Here is a 16,533-nt window from a genome sequence, read left to right as displayed (position 1 = left end):
AAAAAATTATGCAGATAAGACAATTAATGATATATATCCTTTTTTTGGTTGTAGCAAACGGCTATGGCCAGGAATTGAATTTGCCGGTATTTACCCAGCATTTGGCAGATAATAATTTTGTAATATCACCGACGTATGCCGGTATTGGTGATAATTTAAAAATTAGAGCTAACGGATTGACACAATGGGTAGGTATTAAAGGTGCTCCTGATAATCAATCTATTTATGGAGATGTTAGAATTGCTGATCGTTCAGGGATTGGTTTATCTCTATATAATGATAGAAATGGTAATACCATTCAAACGGGGGTGAAGTTTTCATTTGCACACCATCTGGTTTTAGATTACTACTCAAAACAATATTTATCTTTTGGTATTTCATATAACATTAATAACTTCAGAATAGATATTAATAATTTTAATACAGGGTATGAAAATCCAATAATAGACCCGTTTATAACTGATGACAGGCGAACTTCAAATAACAACTTTGATGTAGGCGCATTATACAGAATTAAAGGATTCTTTTTAAGTTTTAATGTTAATAATATCCTGGATAAAAAAATAGATCAAAACATTAGGGCTGCTGAACCAAATTTACTTTTGAACTACCAGATATATTCCGGTTATACCTTTAGAGGGCCAAAGAAAAGCGGCTTGGAATTTGAACCTTCTGTTTTTTATCAAATGTTTAGTAGTGACAAACGTTCAAGTACCGATGTTAATTTTAAATTCAGGAAATTTAACAGAAATGAAGACTATTTTTGGGCAGGTATCTCATATCGTTTTTTAAATGACCAGTTTTTTAAGCCCTTAAATATAGGGCCTATGGTAGGGTTCCAAAAATCCATTTTCTATTTTGGGTATGCCTATCAAATAACAACCAATGATTTGTCTGCATACAATTCAGGTACCCATGTAGTTACTATAGGATTAAACTTTTTACAAGGTATTAGTAACTGTCCGTGTACTCAAAGTCCGGTGCACTAAGCTAGTTGGTTTTCTTTCTAAATACATTGGTGATGTTATGAAGAAATTTACCAGCCTTTGTGCGTTCTACCATTCCACTTTTTACTTTTAATCTGTCGTCTTTTCGTTTTTGCTTATAGAAGGTCGCAGCGTTTTTACGGGCAAACGTTCTTTGCTTTTTTCTTTCGCGCGCTTCTTCAGATATATATGGCATATTATCATTTGAAATGGCACCACCAACTACCACAATACCCCCCAAAACACTTTCATCAAGCTCTACCATAATAATTTCGTTGAGACTTTCCGTTATTTTTACTTTTTGGGATTCATAGCCCACATAACTAATATATAGAATAGCACCTTTTTTGACCTCTATTGAAAAGTTTCCATCAAAATCTGATACCGTGCCCTCAGAAGAGCTTTCAATGCTTATACTTGCTCCAGGTAGGGGCGTTTTACTTTCGTCAAGTACAATGCCTTTAATAAGTCTGGAGTCGAGTTGACTTTGCGGCGTAATTTTACCCTTTATGTTATTCTGTTTTATGCTATCAACTTGAAATGTACTTGGTTTTTCTTGCGAAAAAACAGTATGGTTGCTTATACCTATTAGAGCCAAAACCCCTGAAACTATTAGGGAAAGGTAGCTGTTTTTCTCTTTCCTGTTTAATACTAAATCTCTTTTAAGTTGCGTGGATTTAAATCGGCCGCAGACATTATCATTTTCAGTAAAAGTCTTTACAATATACTCGTCCGTTTTTGTTGTAAAGTCAAAAACTGTTTTTTGACAAACTGCACAATGCCGTCCCTTTTCTTCAGGTGTCATGTCATTCCAATTTTCATGACATGGCTCAGGTATGTTAATGTTGATTACTTTTCTCATAGTTCAAAGAACCATAAGAAAGTTGTCAATTAAAAGGAAGAATGAGCAAATGGCTCTTTTGGTTGAGTGAGGTATTTAACTGTATAAAGGTTTCATAGTAAAACTAAGGAAATCAAACTCAAAGAATTACATTCAGGATAATCATTCAAATCTAATTAGAGGTATTACTAGTTTTCAACAATTTCTACCTCAAATAATTTATCCCAACGCTTACCGGTTACAAAAATAGTCTTGGACTTTGGATTGTAAGCAATGCCATTTAAGACATCTAAGCCTTCATGTTGTGTGACAAGTTTTTTTAATGGTGAAAAATCTACAACACCTATAACTGCTCCATTTTGAGGGTTAATAATAGCCACACCATCTTTTTGATAACGGTTTGCGTATATTTTTCCATCAATCCACTCCATTTCATTAATACCAACTATCTTTCCTTTATTGGTATAAACTTGTATAAATTCTTCTTCAACTAAAGTTTCCGGATTTAACAACCATATTTTTTCAGTACCATCACTTTTATAGATTACATTACCGTTATGGCATAAGCCCCAGCCTTCTTTGCTCTTGCCATATCTGAAACTACTTAATTTCTCAAGCGTATTAATATCATAAACAAAACCGGTTCCTTTTTGCCAGGTAAGCTGATATATTTTGTTGTTAAATATGGTTAACCCCTCTCCAAAATATTCGTTGGCTAAATCTACATTTTTTAAAACCTGCCCTGTTTTATAATCAATCTTTCTAAGTTTAGATTCTTTATATTGTCCGGTGCTTTCATATAAAGTATCATTAAAAAATTCTAAGCCTTGGGTATACGACGTTATATCATGTGGGTATTCATTAATTATTTTATAAGTATATACCTCTGGCAGTTCATGGTTCAGGATAGTTAAACTTGACGTAATAATTTGAGTTTCTCCATTAAAATTGACTGTGGCCTCAATGGTGTGTTTACCCAGCTTATTATGTTTTAAATCATGTTCGGCTTCAACCTCCTTACCATCTATAGTATACTGAACAGATTCAATATCGTGATTTTTTTTGTTTACTAAAGTTAGTTTCAGGGTCTCATTATTAGGAATATTACCTTTTACAGCATTGGTTTTTATTTTAAAATCCTTTTTTTTTCGCCCTGTATTAGATCCGCATGATACTAAGACCGTACTTAAAAATATGATTATTAGGTATTTGAATATATTCATTTTAAAATTATAATTTAGAGCAATATATTTATTTAAAATCGGTTTAAAAAATCATTGTGAAAATTTTAAAAGGTTGTATCTTTGCACCCGGCAAGTCCTACACAACCAGCTCCTGTTGAATCCTCCAGGTCGGGAACGAAGCAAAGGTATATGGTCGTAGCGGTGTGATGTAGGTAGCTTGCCTTTTTTTATGCCTTAAAATTAAGTTTTCTTATCGTTTTACAATGTTGTAATTTGGTGCTTGGTTTTTGTAATTTCAATACAGTATGTCTAAAGTTGTTTTAATAACGGGAGGCTCTTCAGGTATAGGTAAATCAATCGGAGAGTTTTTAAGAGAAAAGAAGTTTGTGGTTTATGGAACAAGTAGAAATCCGGAAAAGTATAAGGATAGTAAGTTTCCAATTTTAGCTTTAGATGTTAAAGATAAAGGGACTATAAAACAAACCATAGCTACTATTTTAGAAAAAGAGGGCAGGTTAGATGTTGTTATTAATAATGCTGGGGCTGGTATAACCGGTCCAATTGAAGAAATTCCGGAAGAAGAAATCAAAAACAATTTTGAAACTAATTTTTTTGGACCCATAAGCGTGATAAAAGCGGTATTACCGCAAATGAGAAAACAACAATCAGGTTTAATAATTAATATAACATCTATAGCTGGCTATATGGGCTTACCTTATAGAGGTGTTTATAGTGCAAGTAAAGGTGCTTTGGAATTAATTACAGAAGCTTTTAGAATGGAACTGAAAGGTTTTAATATTAAAATGACAAATATAGCTCCCGGTGATTTTGCAACAAATATAGCAGCAGGGAGATACCATGCTCCATTATTAGACCATTCTCCATACAAAAAACCATATGGAGATACCTTAAATTTAATGAATACCCATGTAGATGATGGTAGTGATCCGCTTTTAATGGCTAAAGCGGTTTATAAAGTGATGGTTACTCCAAACCCTAAGGTACATTATAAAGTAGGGGAGTTTATGCAGAAGTTTTCAATTGTTTTAAAACGAATTTTACCTGATAAAGTTTATGAAAAGCTTTTAATGAACCATTATAAGCTATAAACAATTATTTATTGAGCAATCCAAGAAGCTGTTTTTCAAAGTAAACTGAAAAAATATTGGTGTGACAGTTTTCAATCTTATTATTCTTATCCAAAATAATTGTCTTGGTTAAAGGATAAACAGCCAAAACATCTGTAGCTTCTTTAGGGTTTTTAAATAAGTATGCATTAGAGCTTTCAAAATTATACTTTTCAAGTATTTTTTTAGATTTATTAACCCCCAAACCATCTATGTTTATGCTAATAAATGTTACTTCGGGATATTTTAGCCTTAACTTTTTTAATTTAAAATGGCTTTCCTTAAAATGTTTGTAGTATACATTAGACCAAAAGGTAACAACCGTGGTAGAAGGTGTTAACGAGCTTAATTTAACGACTTCATTATTAAGGTCAATTAATTCAATATCAGGGATTTCAGAGCCTTCTTTCAAGCTGTTAATGGCGTAGGTATATCCAGTCATTTTTTCCTTACCTTTTGTACTATTGGTTTTACTGAGGTAAGACTTCAATATGATATTGTTGTTTTTTTCGTTTTTGCTTCTGGATAAATAATTCATTGTAAAATGATATAACAAATCATCTTTTATAGCAGTGTTAGTAACCAGACTATCAACAAGCTTTAACTTATCTAAATTATAGCATAGAGAGTTTCTATTAAAGGGTTTTCCTGTATTATGAGCATCGTGAACTTTGAGAGATAAATTACTGAGGCTATGTCTTAAAAAGGTGTTATAATTATGATAACTGCTTAAAAACTCATCATTATAGTTTATATGTTTTCTATAATCATAAAAATCGTCCGGAAGCGATTTTAATATGGAGGCTTTATCTCTTCCGTAATGTATAAATGGATAAACTTCTTTATTTGAATAATGGCTGTAATCTATATTAGCCTGGGCTATTTTTTTAAAAAGTTCTGAAGGCTCGTGTTTATCAATAAAGCGTTCATATAGTTTCACTTTCCTATCTTTTAATGAGTCAATATGTGTTTGATAGGCATTCGGATTTAATTGACACAATTTAATAACATACTTTTCCTCCCGTTCATTTTCTAAAAATTCGTTGATTAAATAATTATTTTTTTTATCACCTCTACCAGAAAAGACTAAGGACTCATCAAAATCTAAAGTATTTAATCTAAAAAGAACACTATCCCTGGGTTCAAGTAAAATCATTTGATATTCAACGCCGTGCTTAAATGTATAAATGCCTTCTTTTAAGTGCTTTACTTTATGTAAAAAGCGGTTTCTACCATCAAGTTTTATAGTATCAATAACTTTTTCTTCTTTTGAAAGTACAACATAATTAGCACTGGGATTAATTATTTCACCGCCAATGTAGGCATAATCAATAATTGTTTTATGCTTATCGTCTTTGCAGCCTAAAAATGCAATTAGTATTACTAGATATGAAAAATAGAACTTCATAAAGTGTCAGAGAGTATATTTGCTAAAACAAATGTATAAGTTGTAGACATAAAGTGCTGTTAAGGCGTTGTTAAAGTTATTGACTGTTAAACCGTGTGCTTTGGCATTTTGTCAAGATTCAACCTAAAATTGAAGGGTTTAGTTTCGTCTAACCAATTGAATTTTCTACTTTTGCAAAAACTTACAATTTTGAGGTATGCTGAGGTGCAAATCAGATTAGTTTGTAAGTTCATATAAGCAGATTTAATAAAGTAAAAATCTGAATAAAATTTTAAATTAAGTTTATGTTATCAGTATCAAACCTTTCTGTACAATTTGGAAAACGTGTGCTTTTTGATGAAGTAAATACTACTTTTAATAATGGTAATTGTTATGGGATCATTGGCGCAAACGGTTCAGGAAAATCTACATTTTTAAAGATTATTTCCGGTAAGCAAGAGCCAACATCCGGTCATGTATCCTTAGAGGCCGGTAAGCGTATGTCTGTACTTGAGCAAAATCATAATTTATATGATGAGCATACGGTTTTAGAAACGGTTTTAATGGGTAATAAACCCCTATTTAAGATAAAGACAGAGATTGATGCGCTTTATGCTGATTATTCTGATGAGAATGCTGAAAAAATAGGAGAGCTTCAGGTAGAATTTGAAGAAATGAATGGCTGGAATGCTGATAGTGACGCTGCCGCCATGCTGTCTAACCTGGGTATTAAAGAAGAATTTCATTATACTTTAATGGCTGATCTGGATGGAAAACAAAAAGTACGTGTATTATTAGCACAGGCTTTATTTGGAAACCCAGATGTACTGATTATGGATGAGCCTACCAATGATTTGGATTATGAAACCATTTCATGGCTAGAAAACTTTCTTGCAAACTATGATAATTGTGTCATTGTAGTGTCTCATGACAGGCATTTTTTAGATGCTGTTTGTACACATATCTCTGATATTGATTTTGGCAAGATCAACCATTACTCGGGTAATTATTCGTTTTGGTATGAATCTTCTCAATTAGCAGCAAAACAACATGCGCAACAAAACAAAAAGGCTGAAGAAAAGAAAAAGGAGTTAGAGGAATTTATTCGTCGTTTTTCTGCTAACGTAGCAAAAAGTAAACAGGCTACAAGTAGAAAGAAAATGATTGATAAGTTAAATATTGCAGATATAAGAAGAACAAGCAGGAGGTATCCGGCTATTATCTTTGAACGAGATAGAGAGGCTGGAGACCAGATATTAAATGTTGAAGGCTTGGCGGCTTCTATTGATGGTGAGGTGCTTTTTAAAAATATTGACCTGAATTTGGCTAAAGGCGATAAAGTAGTTGTGTTTTCAAGAGATTCAAGAGCTACAACTGCCTTTTATCAAATTATAAATAATAATGAAAAGGCAGATGCAGGCAAATTTGCCTGGGGTGTAACTACCACACAATCTTATTTACCGTTGGACAATAGTGCTTTCTTTGATAATAATCTGACTTTAGTAGACTGGTTACGTCAATGGGCTACTACCGAAGAAGAGCGTGAAGAAGTTTATATTCGTGGATTTTTAGGGAAAATGATTTTTAGTGGAGAAGAGGCACTTAAAAAATCAAATGTACTTTCGGGTGGTGAAAAAGTACGTTGTATGCTAAGTAGAATGATGATGACCAGAGCTAATGTTTTAATGCTTGATGAGCCTACAAACCACTTGGATTTAGAAAGCATTACAGCCTTCAATAATTCTCTTAAAAACTTTAAAGGCACTATACTGTTTACAACACATGATCATCAATTTGCTCAAACTGTTGCCAATAGAGTGGTGGAATTAACTCCTAATGGTGTTATAGACCGTTACACTACGTTTGATGAGTATATGCAAGATGCTAAGATTAAAGAATTGCGTAATAAAATGTATGCAGTAACTGCATAATCAAATTATTCCTGTAATTCTGTTGTAATCTTTTTTAGAAGGGATTGGGTTTTATTAAGTTCATCTTTATGAACATGTATTTCCTGAAAGCCCTGAATTGAAGAGCCGAAACCGGCTAACCGACCGGATTCTGATTCATCTTTTATTACAGCGCAAACCCCTAGTTTTTCAAGCTCGTTAAAAATACGTTGTACTTCAATAAAATTTCCCGTAAAGACTTTTACATAGTTTGACATAGCAAAATGGGTTTTAAGGTTCTCTCTTAAAGATACAAAATTTTATTTTTAATTCCGAAAATGATTTTTGATATTTTTAAAAGTAACCCCTCGTCTTTTTTAAAGTGTTATTCTGGTTTTTTAAATACGTTCTGTTTGACAGTTTTGAAGCCTTTATGATTTGTTACAAAACATGACACCGTTATAATTCCCAGCATAGTATGCTATCTTTTTCTATATCTTCATATACCGTATTGGGAATATCTGTACTATACATGATAAACTCCGATAGTTTCATATTTGAATGAAGCCTTGAATTCAAACCGTTTGCATAAAATATTCCAAAATTATTATTCAGGGTGCATCTTGATCTCGTGTAATTACCAGAGAGTTTTTGAACGTTGTTTAGCCTTACAGTAACTGAGTTAGTGGCTCTTATAAATGTATAATGAGCAAATTTGTTTGTAAAATCATTGTTATTGAATTGTCTTGGATTATTACAACACATTCCCGGATCAAAATAAAGACTACCATTACCCCAGTTAGCATGGACAGACCAACGATTTCTTTGATTCAAAACTCCAAAAGAGTTCTGCTGTCTTCTGGTTACAGACATTACAGACAAAACCGTACCGTTTGCTCCTGCATTTGTTAATAATTGAATACTGGTAAGAACATCTAATCTGTCAGATCTACCATCACCTTGAATATAGGGCATGATTGGGTCTGAAGTAAATGGAGGTTGCCTGCTTAGGTCAGTTTGAATGGCATCTCTATTAAGTCCGCTTTGATCATACCATCTAACAACAAAAACAGCATTGCCATTACGCCAGGCATCAATAGCATTCAGGTCAACAATGTCATTTGAGGAGTCGGCGAAAAAATCTTCTTCAAGATTGTCATTTGCTCTTCTTAAGCGGATAATGGGACCATTGTAATCTGAGACAAGTACTCTTAATGAAAGAGCAAAGCTGATGTTTTCAAGTTTGTCATCTAAAATATGATGCAAGCTAAAAGTTGGGTATTGGTTATAATGACTAATTTGACTGTTTGTTTGTAGTCCCAAAAGAATAAACACCCATAAAACAAATATCTTATTCATTTTGATAAATCCCCTGTTATATGAAAAGTGTTTAACGCTGTAGATATAATGCCTACACCGGCATCCTTACCGGCTGTTTTAAACCGTGAGAGCCTGTTTTTTATTGTGACTCCGGTATCACCTTCAATAGTTATTTCACCATCTCCAATTTGATACAGGCTAACATTAAATCCTATAGGTAAGTTTAATGGAACTGTTAAAGTAGCCGGGTTTGGGCTATCAAAAGCAAGTACAGTTCCGTTATCCTTTAGTTCCAAAGTATAATCTCCGGTTAATGAGGTTATTAATTCTTTCTTTGTGACCAACCTGAGCCATTGACCACCATCATATATAAACATACTGTCATGATCAGTATTATAAACAATACTGCCTTGAAAAGGGGTGATTATAGCGTTCATATCGGATGTTGTTACCTTATGGATAACCATAAGTTCATCAGATTCGGGTACCTGAGAGAACACATTAACAACATAAGAAAAAAGCATTAAAAAAAGCAGTTCTTTTTTGAGGCTTAACAATCTCATTAAGTGTGTATTTATTTTTAATAAAATAAATGTACTAACTCATTTTATAAAATGTGTAAATCCAACCTATTAAGTTTGTTTAATTTTAAATTATTTACCTTATGTTAAATTTATTTGCTTTAATTAGTATGTATTACAATTTAAACCCGGTATTATGAGACTTATAAAAAATGGAATTTTATTAAGTGTATTTGCTTTTATAGCGTGTCAAAACAACACTGAAAAAAATAACGTATCAGATAGTGTCAATACCATATTTGAGTATAATCAAATAATAGATCTGACTCATGAGTTTTCCAAAGAAACTATTTATTGGGTAACGGCAAAAGAATTTGAAATGGATGTTGTTGCTCATGGAGAAACTGAGAAGGGCTTTTTTTATGCCGCTAATAATTTTTCAACTGCAGAACATGGAGGTACACACGTTGACGCTCCAATTCACTTTGCCAGACACGGACAAACCTTAGACCAAATACCTGTTGAAAATCTTATAGGTAAAGCTATTAAGGTTGATGTTTCTGAGCGGGCTATGAATAATCCGGAGTATTTGGTGAGTATTGAAGATCTCCTCAATTGGGAAAAGGAAAACAATACTCAAATTCCTGATAGAAGCATAGTCTTACTGGAAACAGGTTTTTCCAGGTACTATCCTGATAAGGTAAAATATTTGGGGACAGACATGCGAGGAGAGGAAGCGGTTAAAGAGTTGCATTTCCCGGGTTTAGATCCTAAAGCTGCCAGTTGGTTGGTTAAAAACAGGACTATTAGTTCTATAGGTATTGACACTCCCAGTATAGATTATGGGCAATCTTCAGATTTTGAAAGTCATGTTATACTGTTAGGAGAAAACATACCTGCTTTTGAAAACTTAACAAACTTAGATAAACTACCCGCTAACGATTTCACGATAGTAGCTTTGCCAATGAAAATTAAAGGGGGTAGTGGAGGGCCATTAAGAATTATAGCCCTCATCAAATAATTTATCGTAATTCTGCTCCAAGTTGTTTTTCAAAGTTGGCCTGAAGCTTTTTCATGATCTTATCTATTTGCTTGTCGTTAAGTGTTTTGTTTTCATCTTGTAATGTAAAACTAACGGCATAACTCTTTTTCCCTTTAGGAAGGTTTTTGCCCTGATAAACATCAAACAGGTTAATAGCTTTAAGCAATTGCTTTTCGGTTTGTTTTGCTATTTTATGAATAGATTCAAAAGTTACATGATCATCTAATAACAAAGCAAAATCACGTCTAACCTCCGGGTATTTCGGAATGGTTTTAAATTTAATGCTGTTATGTTTGATAAGTTCTAAGATGGCGTTCCAGTTAAAATCTGCAAATATGACCTCCTGGGCAATATCAAAATGTTTTAAAACAGGCTTTTTGATCAAGCCAAAATCGACTAACTTGTTCTTGCCTAAAGCTATGGTTATGCCTTCTGAAAACAGATCATTTTTTATAGGAGATTCTGTAAATCTTGAAATTCCTAATCGATCGAGTATTGCAGTGATAAACCCTTTCATTAAAAAGAAGTCACTCTTTTTACTTTTTTCATTCCAGTTTTCAGCTGCTTGATTTCCTGTAATAAAAAGAGAGAGGTGTTTCAATTCTTCACGGTTTTCACCATAGTTATGATAGGTGTTACCAAATTCAAAGAATTTTAAATTAGCACGTTTTCTATTGATATTAAATGAAATGGATTCTAAACCTGAAAATAATAACGATTGCCTTAAAACAGACAGGTCATTACTTAAAGGGTTAAGTATACTAATATTATGCTCTTCTTTTAATTGGGCACTCAGTGTTGTATAATTTGGAGTTGTAAGCGAGTTTGAAAGAATTTCATAAAATCCCTGAGAGGCCAGTTGGTTTCCTATTATATTTTGAATTTTATAATCTTCAAAACGCGATGTTGTAGAAATTGAAGCATTAAGCTTCTCCGTTGTTTTTATATTATTATAACCATAAACCCTTAGAATTTCTTCAATAATATCAGCTTCACGCTGTACATCGTTTCTATATGCCGGCACGGTTAAACCAAGACCAGTTTCAGTAACATTATTTACTTTGATCTCTAAAGAAGACAAAATGCCTTTTATAACTTCCCTTGGGATGTCTTCGCCAATTAACTTCTTAGCATTTTCAAAGCTTAAACGAACTTCAAAATCCTTAATTTTATTGGGGTAAATATCAATGATATCACTGGTAATTTCTCCTCCTGCAATTTCTTGAATTAATAAAGCAGCACGTTTCAATGCGTATTCTGTAATATTAGGATCAATACCACGTTCAAATCTAAAAGATGCATCGGTGTTCAGTCCATGGCGTTTGGCAGTTTTACGGACACTAACCGGATTAAAATAAGCACTTTCCAGGAAGATACTGGTTGTGTTTTCGGTTACTCCAGAATATTCTCCTCCAAATACCCCGGCAATACACATTGGTTTTTCAGCATCACATATCATAAGATCATCTTCATGAAGTTCACGCTCAACACCATCTAAAGTCACAAATTTGGTTCCAGCCTCCAGGGTTTTAACTTCAATTTTATTTCCCGAAACTTTAACAGCATCAAAAGCATGAAGTGGTTGACCTAAATCATGTAATACATAATTAGTGGCATCAACAATATTATTAATTGGCGCTAAACCAATAGCCTTTAATCTGTGTTGTAACCAGGCTGGGGATTCTTTAACCTTAAGTCCTGTGATAGTAACACCACAATATCGGGGGGCTAAATCTTTGTTTTTTACTTCAACATCAATTTTTACCATACGGTTATCAACACGAAAAGCACTAACCGATGGTGTTATTAATTCTAAAATAATATCCTTTTGAAGCAATCCGGCTTTAAGGTCGCGGGCCGTTCCCAAATGGCTCATGGCATCTGCTCTGTTTGGTGTTAAACCAATTTCAAATACATGATCATTTTCAATATCAAAAATAGCAGCTGCAAGAGTACCAGCCTTAATGCTATCATCTAAAACAAGAATACCATCATGTGATTTTCCTAAGCCCAGCTCATCTTCGGCACAGATCATACCAAAGCTTTCTTCTCCTCTTATTTTCCCTTTTTTAATGGTCCAAGATTCGCCTTCTTCTGTATATAAAGTGGTTCCAATGGTAGCAACAGGAACTTTTTGGCCGGCAGCCACGTTTGGTGCGCCACAAACAATTTGTAAAGGAGCATCTGCTCCAATATCTACAGTGGTTACTTTTAACTTATCTGCATTGGGGTGCTTCACACATGTAAGCACTTCTCCTACTACTACACCTTCTAATCCGCCTTTAACAGATTGATAAGGTTCTAAACCTTCAACTTCAAGTCCTAAATCTGTAAGTAATTCGCTGGTTTGTTCTGGTGTCCAATCTGTTTTTAAAAATTGCTTTAACCAGTTATATGAAATCTTCATAAATCAATATCCTATTTGATCGCACAAAGATAAAATATTGCGCCAACCATTCAAACAAAGCATTGTGAATTATGGTGTGAAGGCATAAATAATTTATTGATTAGGCAAATTATATGTTTAATTTAATAGTTGTGAATATATTCTTTGTTTTGAAACAGTTAAAAGTATTATTAAAATAGAGTGTTTTTCAATAATATAATCCATTTTTAAGAATGGCTCTTATGGCTTTCTGCTCATGTTTAACAAGTGAGTCCCTTGTTTTTTTGTCTAAATGACTTGAAACTCCAACAAAGCCTATTGTGTGACCTTTTAGGATGTCCTTAAAAATTAACGTCACACGTTCCAGGTGGTAGTCTGAAGTGATTATTGTAAGCTTGGGATTCAAGGCACCTGAAATTATGGGTTTTATTTTAACAGCATCATCAACAGTATTTTGAGAGAGTGCAGGCTCCAGAAAGTCTTCTTCCCGAACCCCTTTTTTAATTAAATATTGTTTTGCATAAAAAGCATGTGAATTAGCTGCAATATTAAAATGTTGCCCCCAGCCACCGGTGCAAAGTACCTTGGTACCTTTGCTATATTGTTTTAAAACATAATCTAACCTGCTTATAGAGATCTCACTTAATATGCCTGATGGCGAATTTGGAGCACCTAAAGCTATTAATATTCGGTTAGCCATATTGCCATACTTTTTTTAGATAAATAACAAGGTACATTATATATACTAAAACCTATATGATTTAGTATAAATAATAATTAGATTTATGTATATGTTTATTGCAGGTCTTCCAATATAAGATTATAATCATATTGTAAATCCTCATGTAATGTACTAATTGCTTTTTTGGCTAAAAGGATTTGTCTGTTGTAGGTATTTTGTAATTGTGTGCTTTTTGAAATGCTTGGACTGAAGTCTTTTAATTTTTCGCAGAAATAGAGTAGAAGTGCTACTTCGGTATCCTTTTTTTGTGAATAACGAATAAACTTTTTGACGTGCCTCAGGATTTTTCTAACACTCTTCCTAATGTAATAATAGCTATCTGCATTTATAATTTCAAACTCGTTATCCATAAAGTTTTTTACACTTTCTATATAACTGTTTTCGTTTTCAGATTCGAAAAGTAAATACGTGAGCAACTCCTTGTTTTCTGCTTTGAACCTTGATAAGCGTAAGCACAAGTTTTGTAGTTCCTGGTTAGAAAGCATGTTTAGTTCCTTTTTTATTTCTCTTACAGTAACAGCTTTCATGGGAATAGATATATTTATGGAATAAATATAAAAAAACCATGACGTCAAGTCATGGTTTTTATCATTTATTTAAAAGAACTTTATCTTAGTTTAGGATAGTCACCGGGACTTACTTCATGCATAACATTGTATATTGCTTCAAAGATATCTTCGGCTGAAGGTTTTGAGAAATAGTCACCATCATTGCCATAAGCAGGCCTGTGCGGTTTAGCTGTCAATGTTTTTGGAGCACTGTCTAAATATTGAAAAGCATCTTGGTTATTTATAATTTCATCTAAAATATAAGCAGAAGCTCCTCCAGGTACATCTTCATCAATAATCATCAATCTATTGGTTTTGGCTACGCTTTTTACAATATCATGATTTAAATCAAATGGTATTAAGGATTGAATATCAATGATTTCTACATCAATTCCAACTGCTAAAAGGTCTTTAGCTGTTTGTTCAACAAGTCGTAATGTAGAACCATAGGACACCAAGGTTATATCTGTTCCTTCTTTAACAGTTTCAACTAAGCCAATAGGTGTTTTAAGATCTCCTAAGTTGTTAGGCATTCTTTCTTTTAACCTGTAACCATTTAAACACTCTACAACAATAGCCGGATCATCTCCCAATAATAATGTGTTATAAAAACCAGCTGCTTTAGCCATATTTCTAGGCACCAGAAGGTTAACCCCTTTTACTAAGTTTAAAATACCACCCATTTGAGATCCCGAGTGCCAAATGCCTTCAAGTCTATGGCCACGGGTTCTAATAATTAAAGGCGCTTTTTGCTTGCCTTTGGTTCTGTAATGCACTGTAGCCAGATCATCACTAATGATTTGTATAGCATAAAGGATATAATCTAAATATTGAATCTCTGCAATTGGTCTTAATCCACGCAAAGCCATACCAATACCTTGTCCTATTATGGTAGCTTCTCTAATGCCGGTATCTGCTACTCTTAACTCTCCATATTTTTCCTGTAGGCCTTCTAATCCCTGGTTAACATCGCCAATATTTCCTGTATCTTCTCCAAATACCAAAGCTTCAGGATAATGACTAAAAATGGCATCGAAATTATCTCTCAGTATGATACGCCCGTCAACTTGTACAACATCATCATCGTAAGTTGGCTTTACTTCCTTTATACGTGTATTTGAGTTTTGAGTTTGTGAATACAGGTGCGAACTAAACATGGGCTGAACGTGCTCAAAAATAGTATTAATCCAATGTTCTAGTTTTTGCTTTTCTTCAAAAGACTCCCCAATCATATATCTTAATGCCTTTCTGGCGTGAGATAAAATGTCCTTTCTGGTAGGTTCACTGATACTAGCAATACTTTCTTGAATTTTTGAAATAAAGATACCGTTTGAGCTTACAGGGATTATTTGTTTTAAAATAGATATAAGTTCCTGTTGTTCTTTTTTTATAGGTTTTAAAAAAGTATTCCAGGCATTGTTTTTAGCTTGTCTGACATCACGTTTTGTAGTGCGTTCAATTTCAATTAAAGCTTCATTTGTCGCTATTCCGCTTTCAATAATCCACTCGCGCATTTTTGCGTTACAGTCATGGTTTGCTTCCCATTCTAAGCGTTCACCGCTTTTATAACGTTCATGTGACCCTGAAGTTGAATGCCCTTGTGGTTGTGTTAGTTCCAGTACATGGATTAAAACGGGTACATGCTCTTCTCTGGCAATAGCTGACGCTTCCTGATATGTAGCCACTAAGTTAGCATAATCCCAACCTTTAACTCTCAAAATCTCAAAACCGTTATGGTCTTTATCACGTTGAAACCCTTTTAAGATTTCCGATATGTTTTCTTTTGTTGTTTGATGTTTTGCATGTACAGATATCCCGTATTCATCATCCCAAACACTAACAACCATTGGGACTTGTAATACACCAGCCGCATTAATGGTTTCAAAAAATAAACCTTCACTTGTACTGGCATTTCCAATAGTACCCCAGGCTACCTCATTACCATTATTTGAGAAGTTGGTAGTATTTATGCCTTTAACATCTCTAAATATTTTTGAAGCTTGTGCTAAACCTAATAATCGAGGCATTTGGGAAGCAGTAGGAGAGATGTCTGCACTTGAATTATATTGTTGAGCAAGGTTTTTCCAGCTGCCATTGTCATTTAGACTATGCGTTACAAAATGCCCTCCCATTTGCCGGCCTGCAGACATAGGTTCCAGTTCTAAATTGGTATTAGCATATAATCCGGAAAAGAATTGTTCGGGAGATAGTTCTCCTATAGCCATCATAAATGTCTGGTCACGATAGTATCCTGATCTCCAGTCCCCTTTCATAAATGCTTTTGCCATAGCTAACTGGGGAACTTCCTTCCCATCACCAAAAATACCAAACTTAGCTTTTCCAGTAAGTACTTCTCGTCTGCCTAGTAAACTACATTCACGGCTTATTAAAGCAATTTTGTAGTCGTTTAGTACTTCTGCTTTAAAATCGTCGAATGAAATGTTGTTTTTCAAATTGGGAATGGTTTGCATAGAATAGCGCTTTAATAGCTCTTGCAAAAGTAGTTAAAGTTTGCCTTTTTTGCAATTAAAGCAAGTGTTAAATGATTACGAAAAATTCA

General features: G+C 33.7%; 14 protein-coding genes and 1 other RNA gene. 5 read left to right on the top strand and 10 right to left on the bottom strand.

The genetic code is table 11. The annotated features are described in order from the left end of the window. Nucleotides 1-8 precede the first annotated feature (8 nt). Entirely contained in the window at nucleotides 9-989 is a 981-nt protein-coding gene (locus VOI54_RS16935; protein ID WP_326284380.1) for a PorP/SprF family type IX secretion system membrane protein, read from the top strand. Between the two features lies 1 nt (nucleotide 990). On the opposite strand, the gene VOI54_RS16930 is transcribed toward VOI54_RS16935, so the two are convergent. Then, the gene (locus VOI54_RS16930; protein ID WP_326284378.1) at nucleotides 991-1,848 is read right to left on the bottom strand and encodes a carboxypeptidase-like regulatory domain-containing protein; all 858 of its coding nucleotides are present in this window, start codon (nucleotides 1,846-1,848) and stop codon (nucleotides 991-993) included. 167 nt (nucleotides 1,849-2,015) lie between these two features. Then, nucleotides 2,016-3,050 carry a glutaminyl-peptide cyclotransferase gene (locus VOI54_RS16925; RefSeq protein WP_326284376.1) on the bottom strand — a complete coding sequence of 345 codons (1,035 nt, stop codon included), beginning with the start codon at nucleotides 3,048-3,050 and terminating at the stop codon, nucleotides 2,016-2,018. Between the two features lie 88 nt (nucleotides 3,051-3,138). On the opposite strand from VOI54_RS16925, the gene ffs reads away from it, so the two are divergent. Together ffs and VOI54_RS16915 are read left to right on the top strand one after the other, a co-directional pair. Further along, an RNA gene (gene ffs, locus VOI54_RS16920) (signal recognition particle sRNA small type) lies at nucleotides 3,139-3,237 on the top strand. 79 nt (nucleotides 3,238-3,316) lie between these two features. Further along, nucleotides 3,317-4,120 carry an SDR family oxidoreductase gene (locus VOI54_RS16915; protein WP_326284374.1) on the top strand — a complete coding sequence of 268 codons (804 nt, stop codon included), beginning with the start codon at nucleotides 3,317-3,319 and terminating at the stop codon, nucleotides 4,118-4,120. 4 nt (nucleotides 4,121-4,124) lie between these two features. Here the strand turns inward: VOI54_RS16915 and VOI54_RS16910 are convergent, their stop codons facing one another. Then, a complete protein-coding gene (locus VOI54_RS16910) occupies nucleotides 4,125-5,546 on the bottom strand; it encodes a TlpA family protein disulfide reductase (RefSeq protein WP_326284372.1) in 1,422 nt (473 codons plus the stop codon). Between the two features lie 284 nt (nucleotides 5,547-5,830). Between VOI54_RS16910 and VOI54_RS16905 the strand changes: the two genes are divergently transcribed. Further along, on the top strand, nucleotides 5,831-7,456 hold the full coding sequence (locus tag VOI54_RS16905) for an ABC-F family ATP-binding cassette domain-containing protein (RefSeq protein ID WP_326284371.1): 1,626 nt from the start codon (nucleotides 5,831-5,833) through the stop codon (nucleotides 7,454-7,456). A gap of 5 nt (nucleotides 7,457-7,461) precedes the next feature. Here the strand turns inward: VOI54_RS16905 and VOI54_RS16900 are convergent, their stop codons facing one another. The 3 genes from VOI54_RS16900 to VOI54_RS16890 all read right to left on the bottom strand — a co-directional run bounded on the left by VOI54_RS16900 (nucleotide 7,462) and on the right by VOI54_RS16890 (nucleotide 9,297). Then, on the bottom strand, nucleotides 7,462-7,692 hold the full coding sequence (locus tag VOI54_RS16900; protein WP_326284370.1) for a putative signal transducing protein: 231 nt from the start codon (nucleotides 7,690-7,692) through the stop codon (nucleotides 7,462-7,464). A 181-nt stretch (nucleotides 7,693-7,873) separates the two neighbouring features. Beyond that, nucleotides 7,874-8,773 (bottom strand): arabinofuranosidase catalytic domain-containing protein, encoded by a 900-nt coding sequence (locus tag VOI54_RS16895; protein WP_326284368.1) that lies wholly within the window; start codon nucleotides 8,771-8,773, stop codon nucleotides 7,874-7,876. Further along, nucleotides 8,770-9,297, bottom strand: coding sequence for a phage tail-like protein (locus VOI54_RS16890; RefSeq protein WP_326284366.1), 528 nt, complete (start codon nucleotides 9,295-9,297; stop codon nucleotides 8,770-8,772). The genes VOI54_RS16895 and VOI54_RS16890 overlap by 4 nt, the downstream gene beginning before the upstream one ends. A gap of 154 nt (nucleotides 9,298-9,451) precedes the next feature. Here VOI54_RS16890 and VOI54_RS16885 point away from each other — a divergent pair, with 154 nt between their 5' ends. Further along, nucleotides 9,452-10,276 (top strand): cyclase family protein, encoded by an 825-nt coding sequence (locus VOI54_RS16885; protein WP_326284364.1) that lies wholly within the window; start codon nucleotides 9,452-9,454, stop codon nucleotides 10,274-10,276. 1 nt (nucleotide 10,277) lies between these two features. Here the strand turns inward: VOI54_RS16885 and pheT are convergent, their stop codons facing one another. From pheT to VOI54_RS16865, 4 genes are all read right to left on the bottom strand, one after another. After that, complete coding sequence (gene pheT / locus VOI54_RS16880) at nucleotides 10,278-12,704, bottom strand: phenylalanine--tRNA ligase subunit beta (protein ID WP_326284363.1); 2,427 nt, start codon at nucleotides 12,702-12,704, stop codon at nucleotides 10,278-10,280. Between the two features lie 187 nt (nucleotides 12,705-12,891). Further along, nucleotides 12,892-13,383: a YdcF family protein gene (locus VOI54_RS16875; RefSeq protein ID WP_326284361.1), complete on the bottom strand. Its 492-nt coding sequence runs from the start codon at nucleotides 13,381-13,383 to the stop codon at nucleotides 12,892-12,894. Nucleotides 13,384-13,478: 95 nt separating this feature from the next. Beyond that, nucleotides 13,479-13,952 carry a hypothetical protein gene (locus tag VOI54_RS16870; protein ID WP_326284360.1) on the bottom strand — a complete coding sequence of 158 codons (474 nt, stop codon included), beginning with the start codon at nucleotides 13,950-13,952 and terminating at the stop codon, nucleotides 13,479-13,481. A gap of 80 nt (nucleotides 13,953-14,032) precedes the next feature. Continuing rightward, nucleotides 14,033-16,444, bottom strand: coding sequence for an alpha-ketoacid dehydrogenase subunit alpha/beta (locus VOI54_RS16865; protein ID WP_326284554.1), 2,412 nt, complete (start codon nucleotides 16,442-16,444; stop codon nucleotides 14,033-14,035). Between the last annotated feature and the right edge of the window lie 89 nt (nucleotides 16,445-16,533).

Origin of the sequence: Alterotamlana spongicola (assembly GCF_035818475.1) — a bacterium.
Lineage (GTDB): Bacteria > Bacteroidota > Bacteroidia > Flavobacteriales > Flavobacteriaceae > Cognatitamlana.
The sequence above is the reverse complement of the archived record's forward strand: the minus strand, read 5'-3'. Positions and strand labels throughout refer to the sequence as shown.

Excerpts from the sequence above, each read along its gene's own strand:
- VOI54_RS16870 (WP_326284360.1), bottom strand. The coding sequence starts at position 13,952 with ATGAAAGCTGTTACTGTAAGAGAAATAAAAAAGGAACTAAACATGCTT.
- VOI54_RS16905 (WP_326284371.1), top strand. The coding sequence starts at position 5,831 with ATGTTATCAGTATCAAACCTTTCTGTACAATTTGGAAAACGTGTGCTT.
- VOI54_RS16875 (WP_326284361.1), bottom strand. The coding sequence starts at position 13,383 with ATGGCTAACCGAATATTAATAGCTTTAGGTGCTCCAAATTCGCCATCA.
- VOI54_RS16930 (WP_326284378.1), bottom strand. The coding sequence starts at position 1,848 with ATGAGAAAAGTAATCAACATTAACATACCTGAGCCATGTCATGAAAAT.
- VOI54_RS16910 (WP_326284372.1), bottom strand. The coding sequence starts at position 5,546 with ATGAAGTTCTATTTTTCATATCTAGTAATACTAATTGCATTTTTAGGC.
- VOI54_RS16885 (WP_326284364.1), top strand. The coding sequence starts at position 9,452 with ATGAGACTTATAAAAAATGGAATTTTATTAAGTGTATTTGCTTTTATA.
- VOI54_RS16915 (WP_326284374.1), top strand. The coding sequence starts at position 3,317 with ATGTCTAAAGTTGTTTTAATAACGGGAGGCTCTTCAGGTATAGGTAAA.
- pheT (WP_326284363.1), bottom strand. The coding sequence starts at position 12,704 with ATGAAGATTTCATATAACTGGTTAAAGCAATTTTTAAAAACAGATTGG.
- VOI54_RS16890 (WP_326284366.1), bottom strand. The coding sequence starts at position 9,297 with ATGAGATTGTTAAGCCTCAAAAAAGAACTGCTTTTTTTAATGCTTTTT.
- VOI54_RS16865 (WP_326284554.1), bottom strand. The coding sequence starts at position 16,444 with ATGCAAACCATTCCCAATTTGAAAAACAACATTTCATTCGACGATTTT.
- VOI54_RS16935 (WP_326284380.1), top strand. The coding sequence starts at position 9 with ATGCAGATAAGACAATTAATGATATATATCCTTTTTTTGGTTGTAGCA.
- VOI54_RS16895 (WP_326284368.1), bottom strand. The coding sequence starts at position 8,773 with ATGAATAAGATATTTGTTTTATGGGTGTTTATTCTTTTGGGACTACAA.
- VOI54_RS16900 (WP_326284370.1), bottom strand. The coding sequence starts at position 7,692 with ATGTCAAACTATGTAAAAGTCTTTACGGGAAATTTTATTGAAGTACAA.
- VOI54_RS16925 (WP_326284376.1), bottom strand. The coding sequence starts at position 3,050 with ATGAATATATTCAAATACCTAATAATCATATTTTTAAGTACGGTCTTA.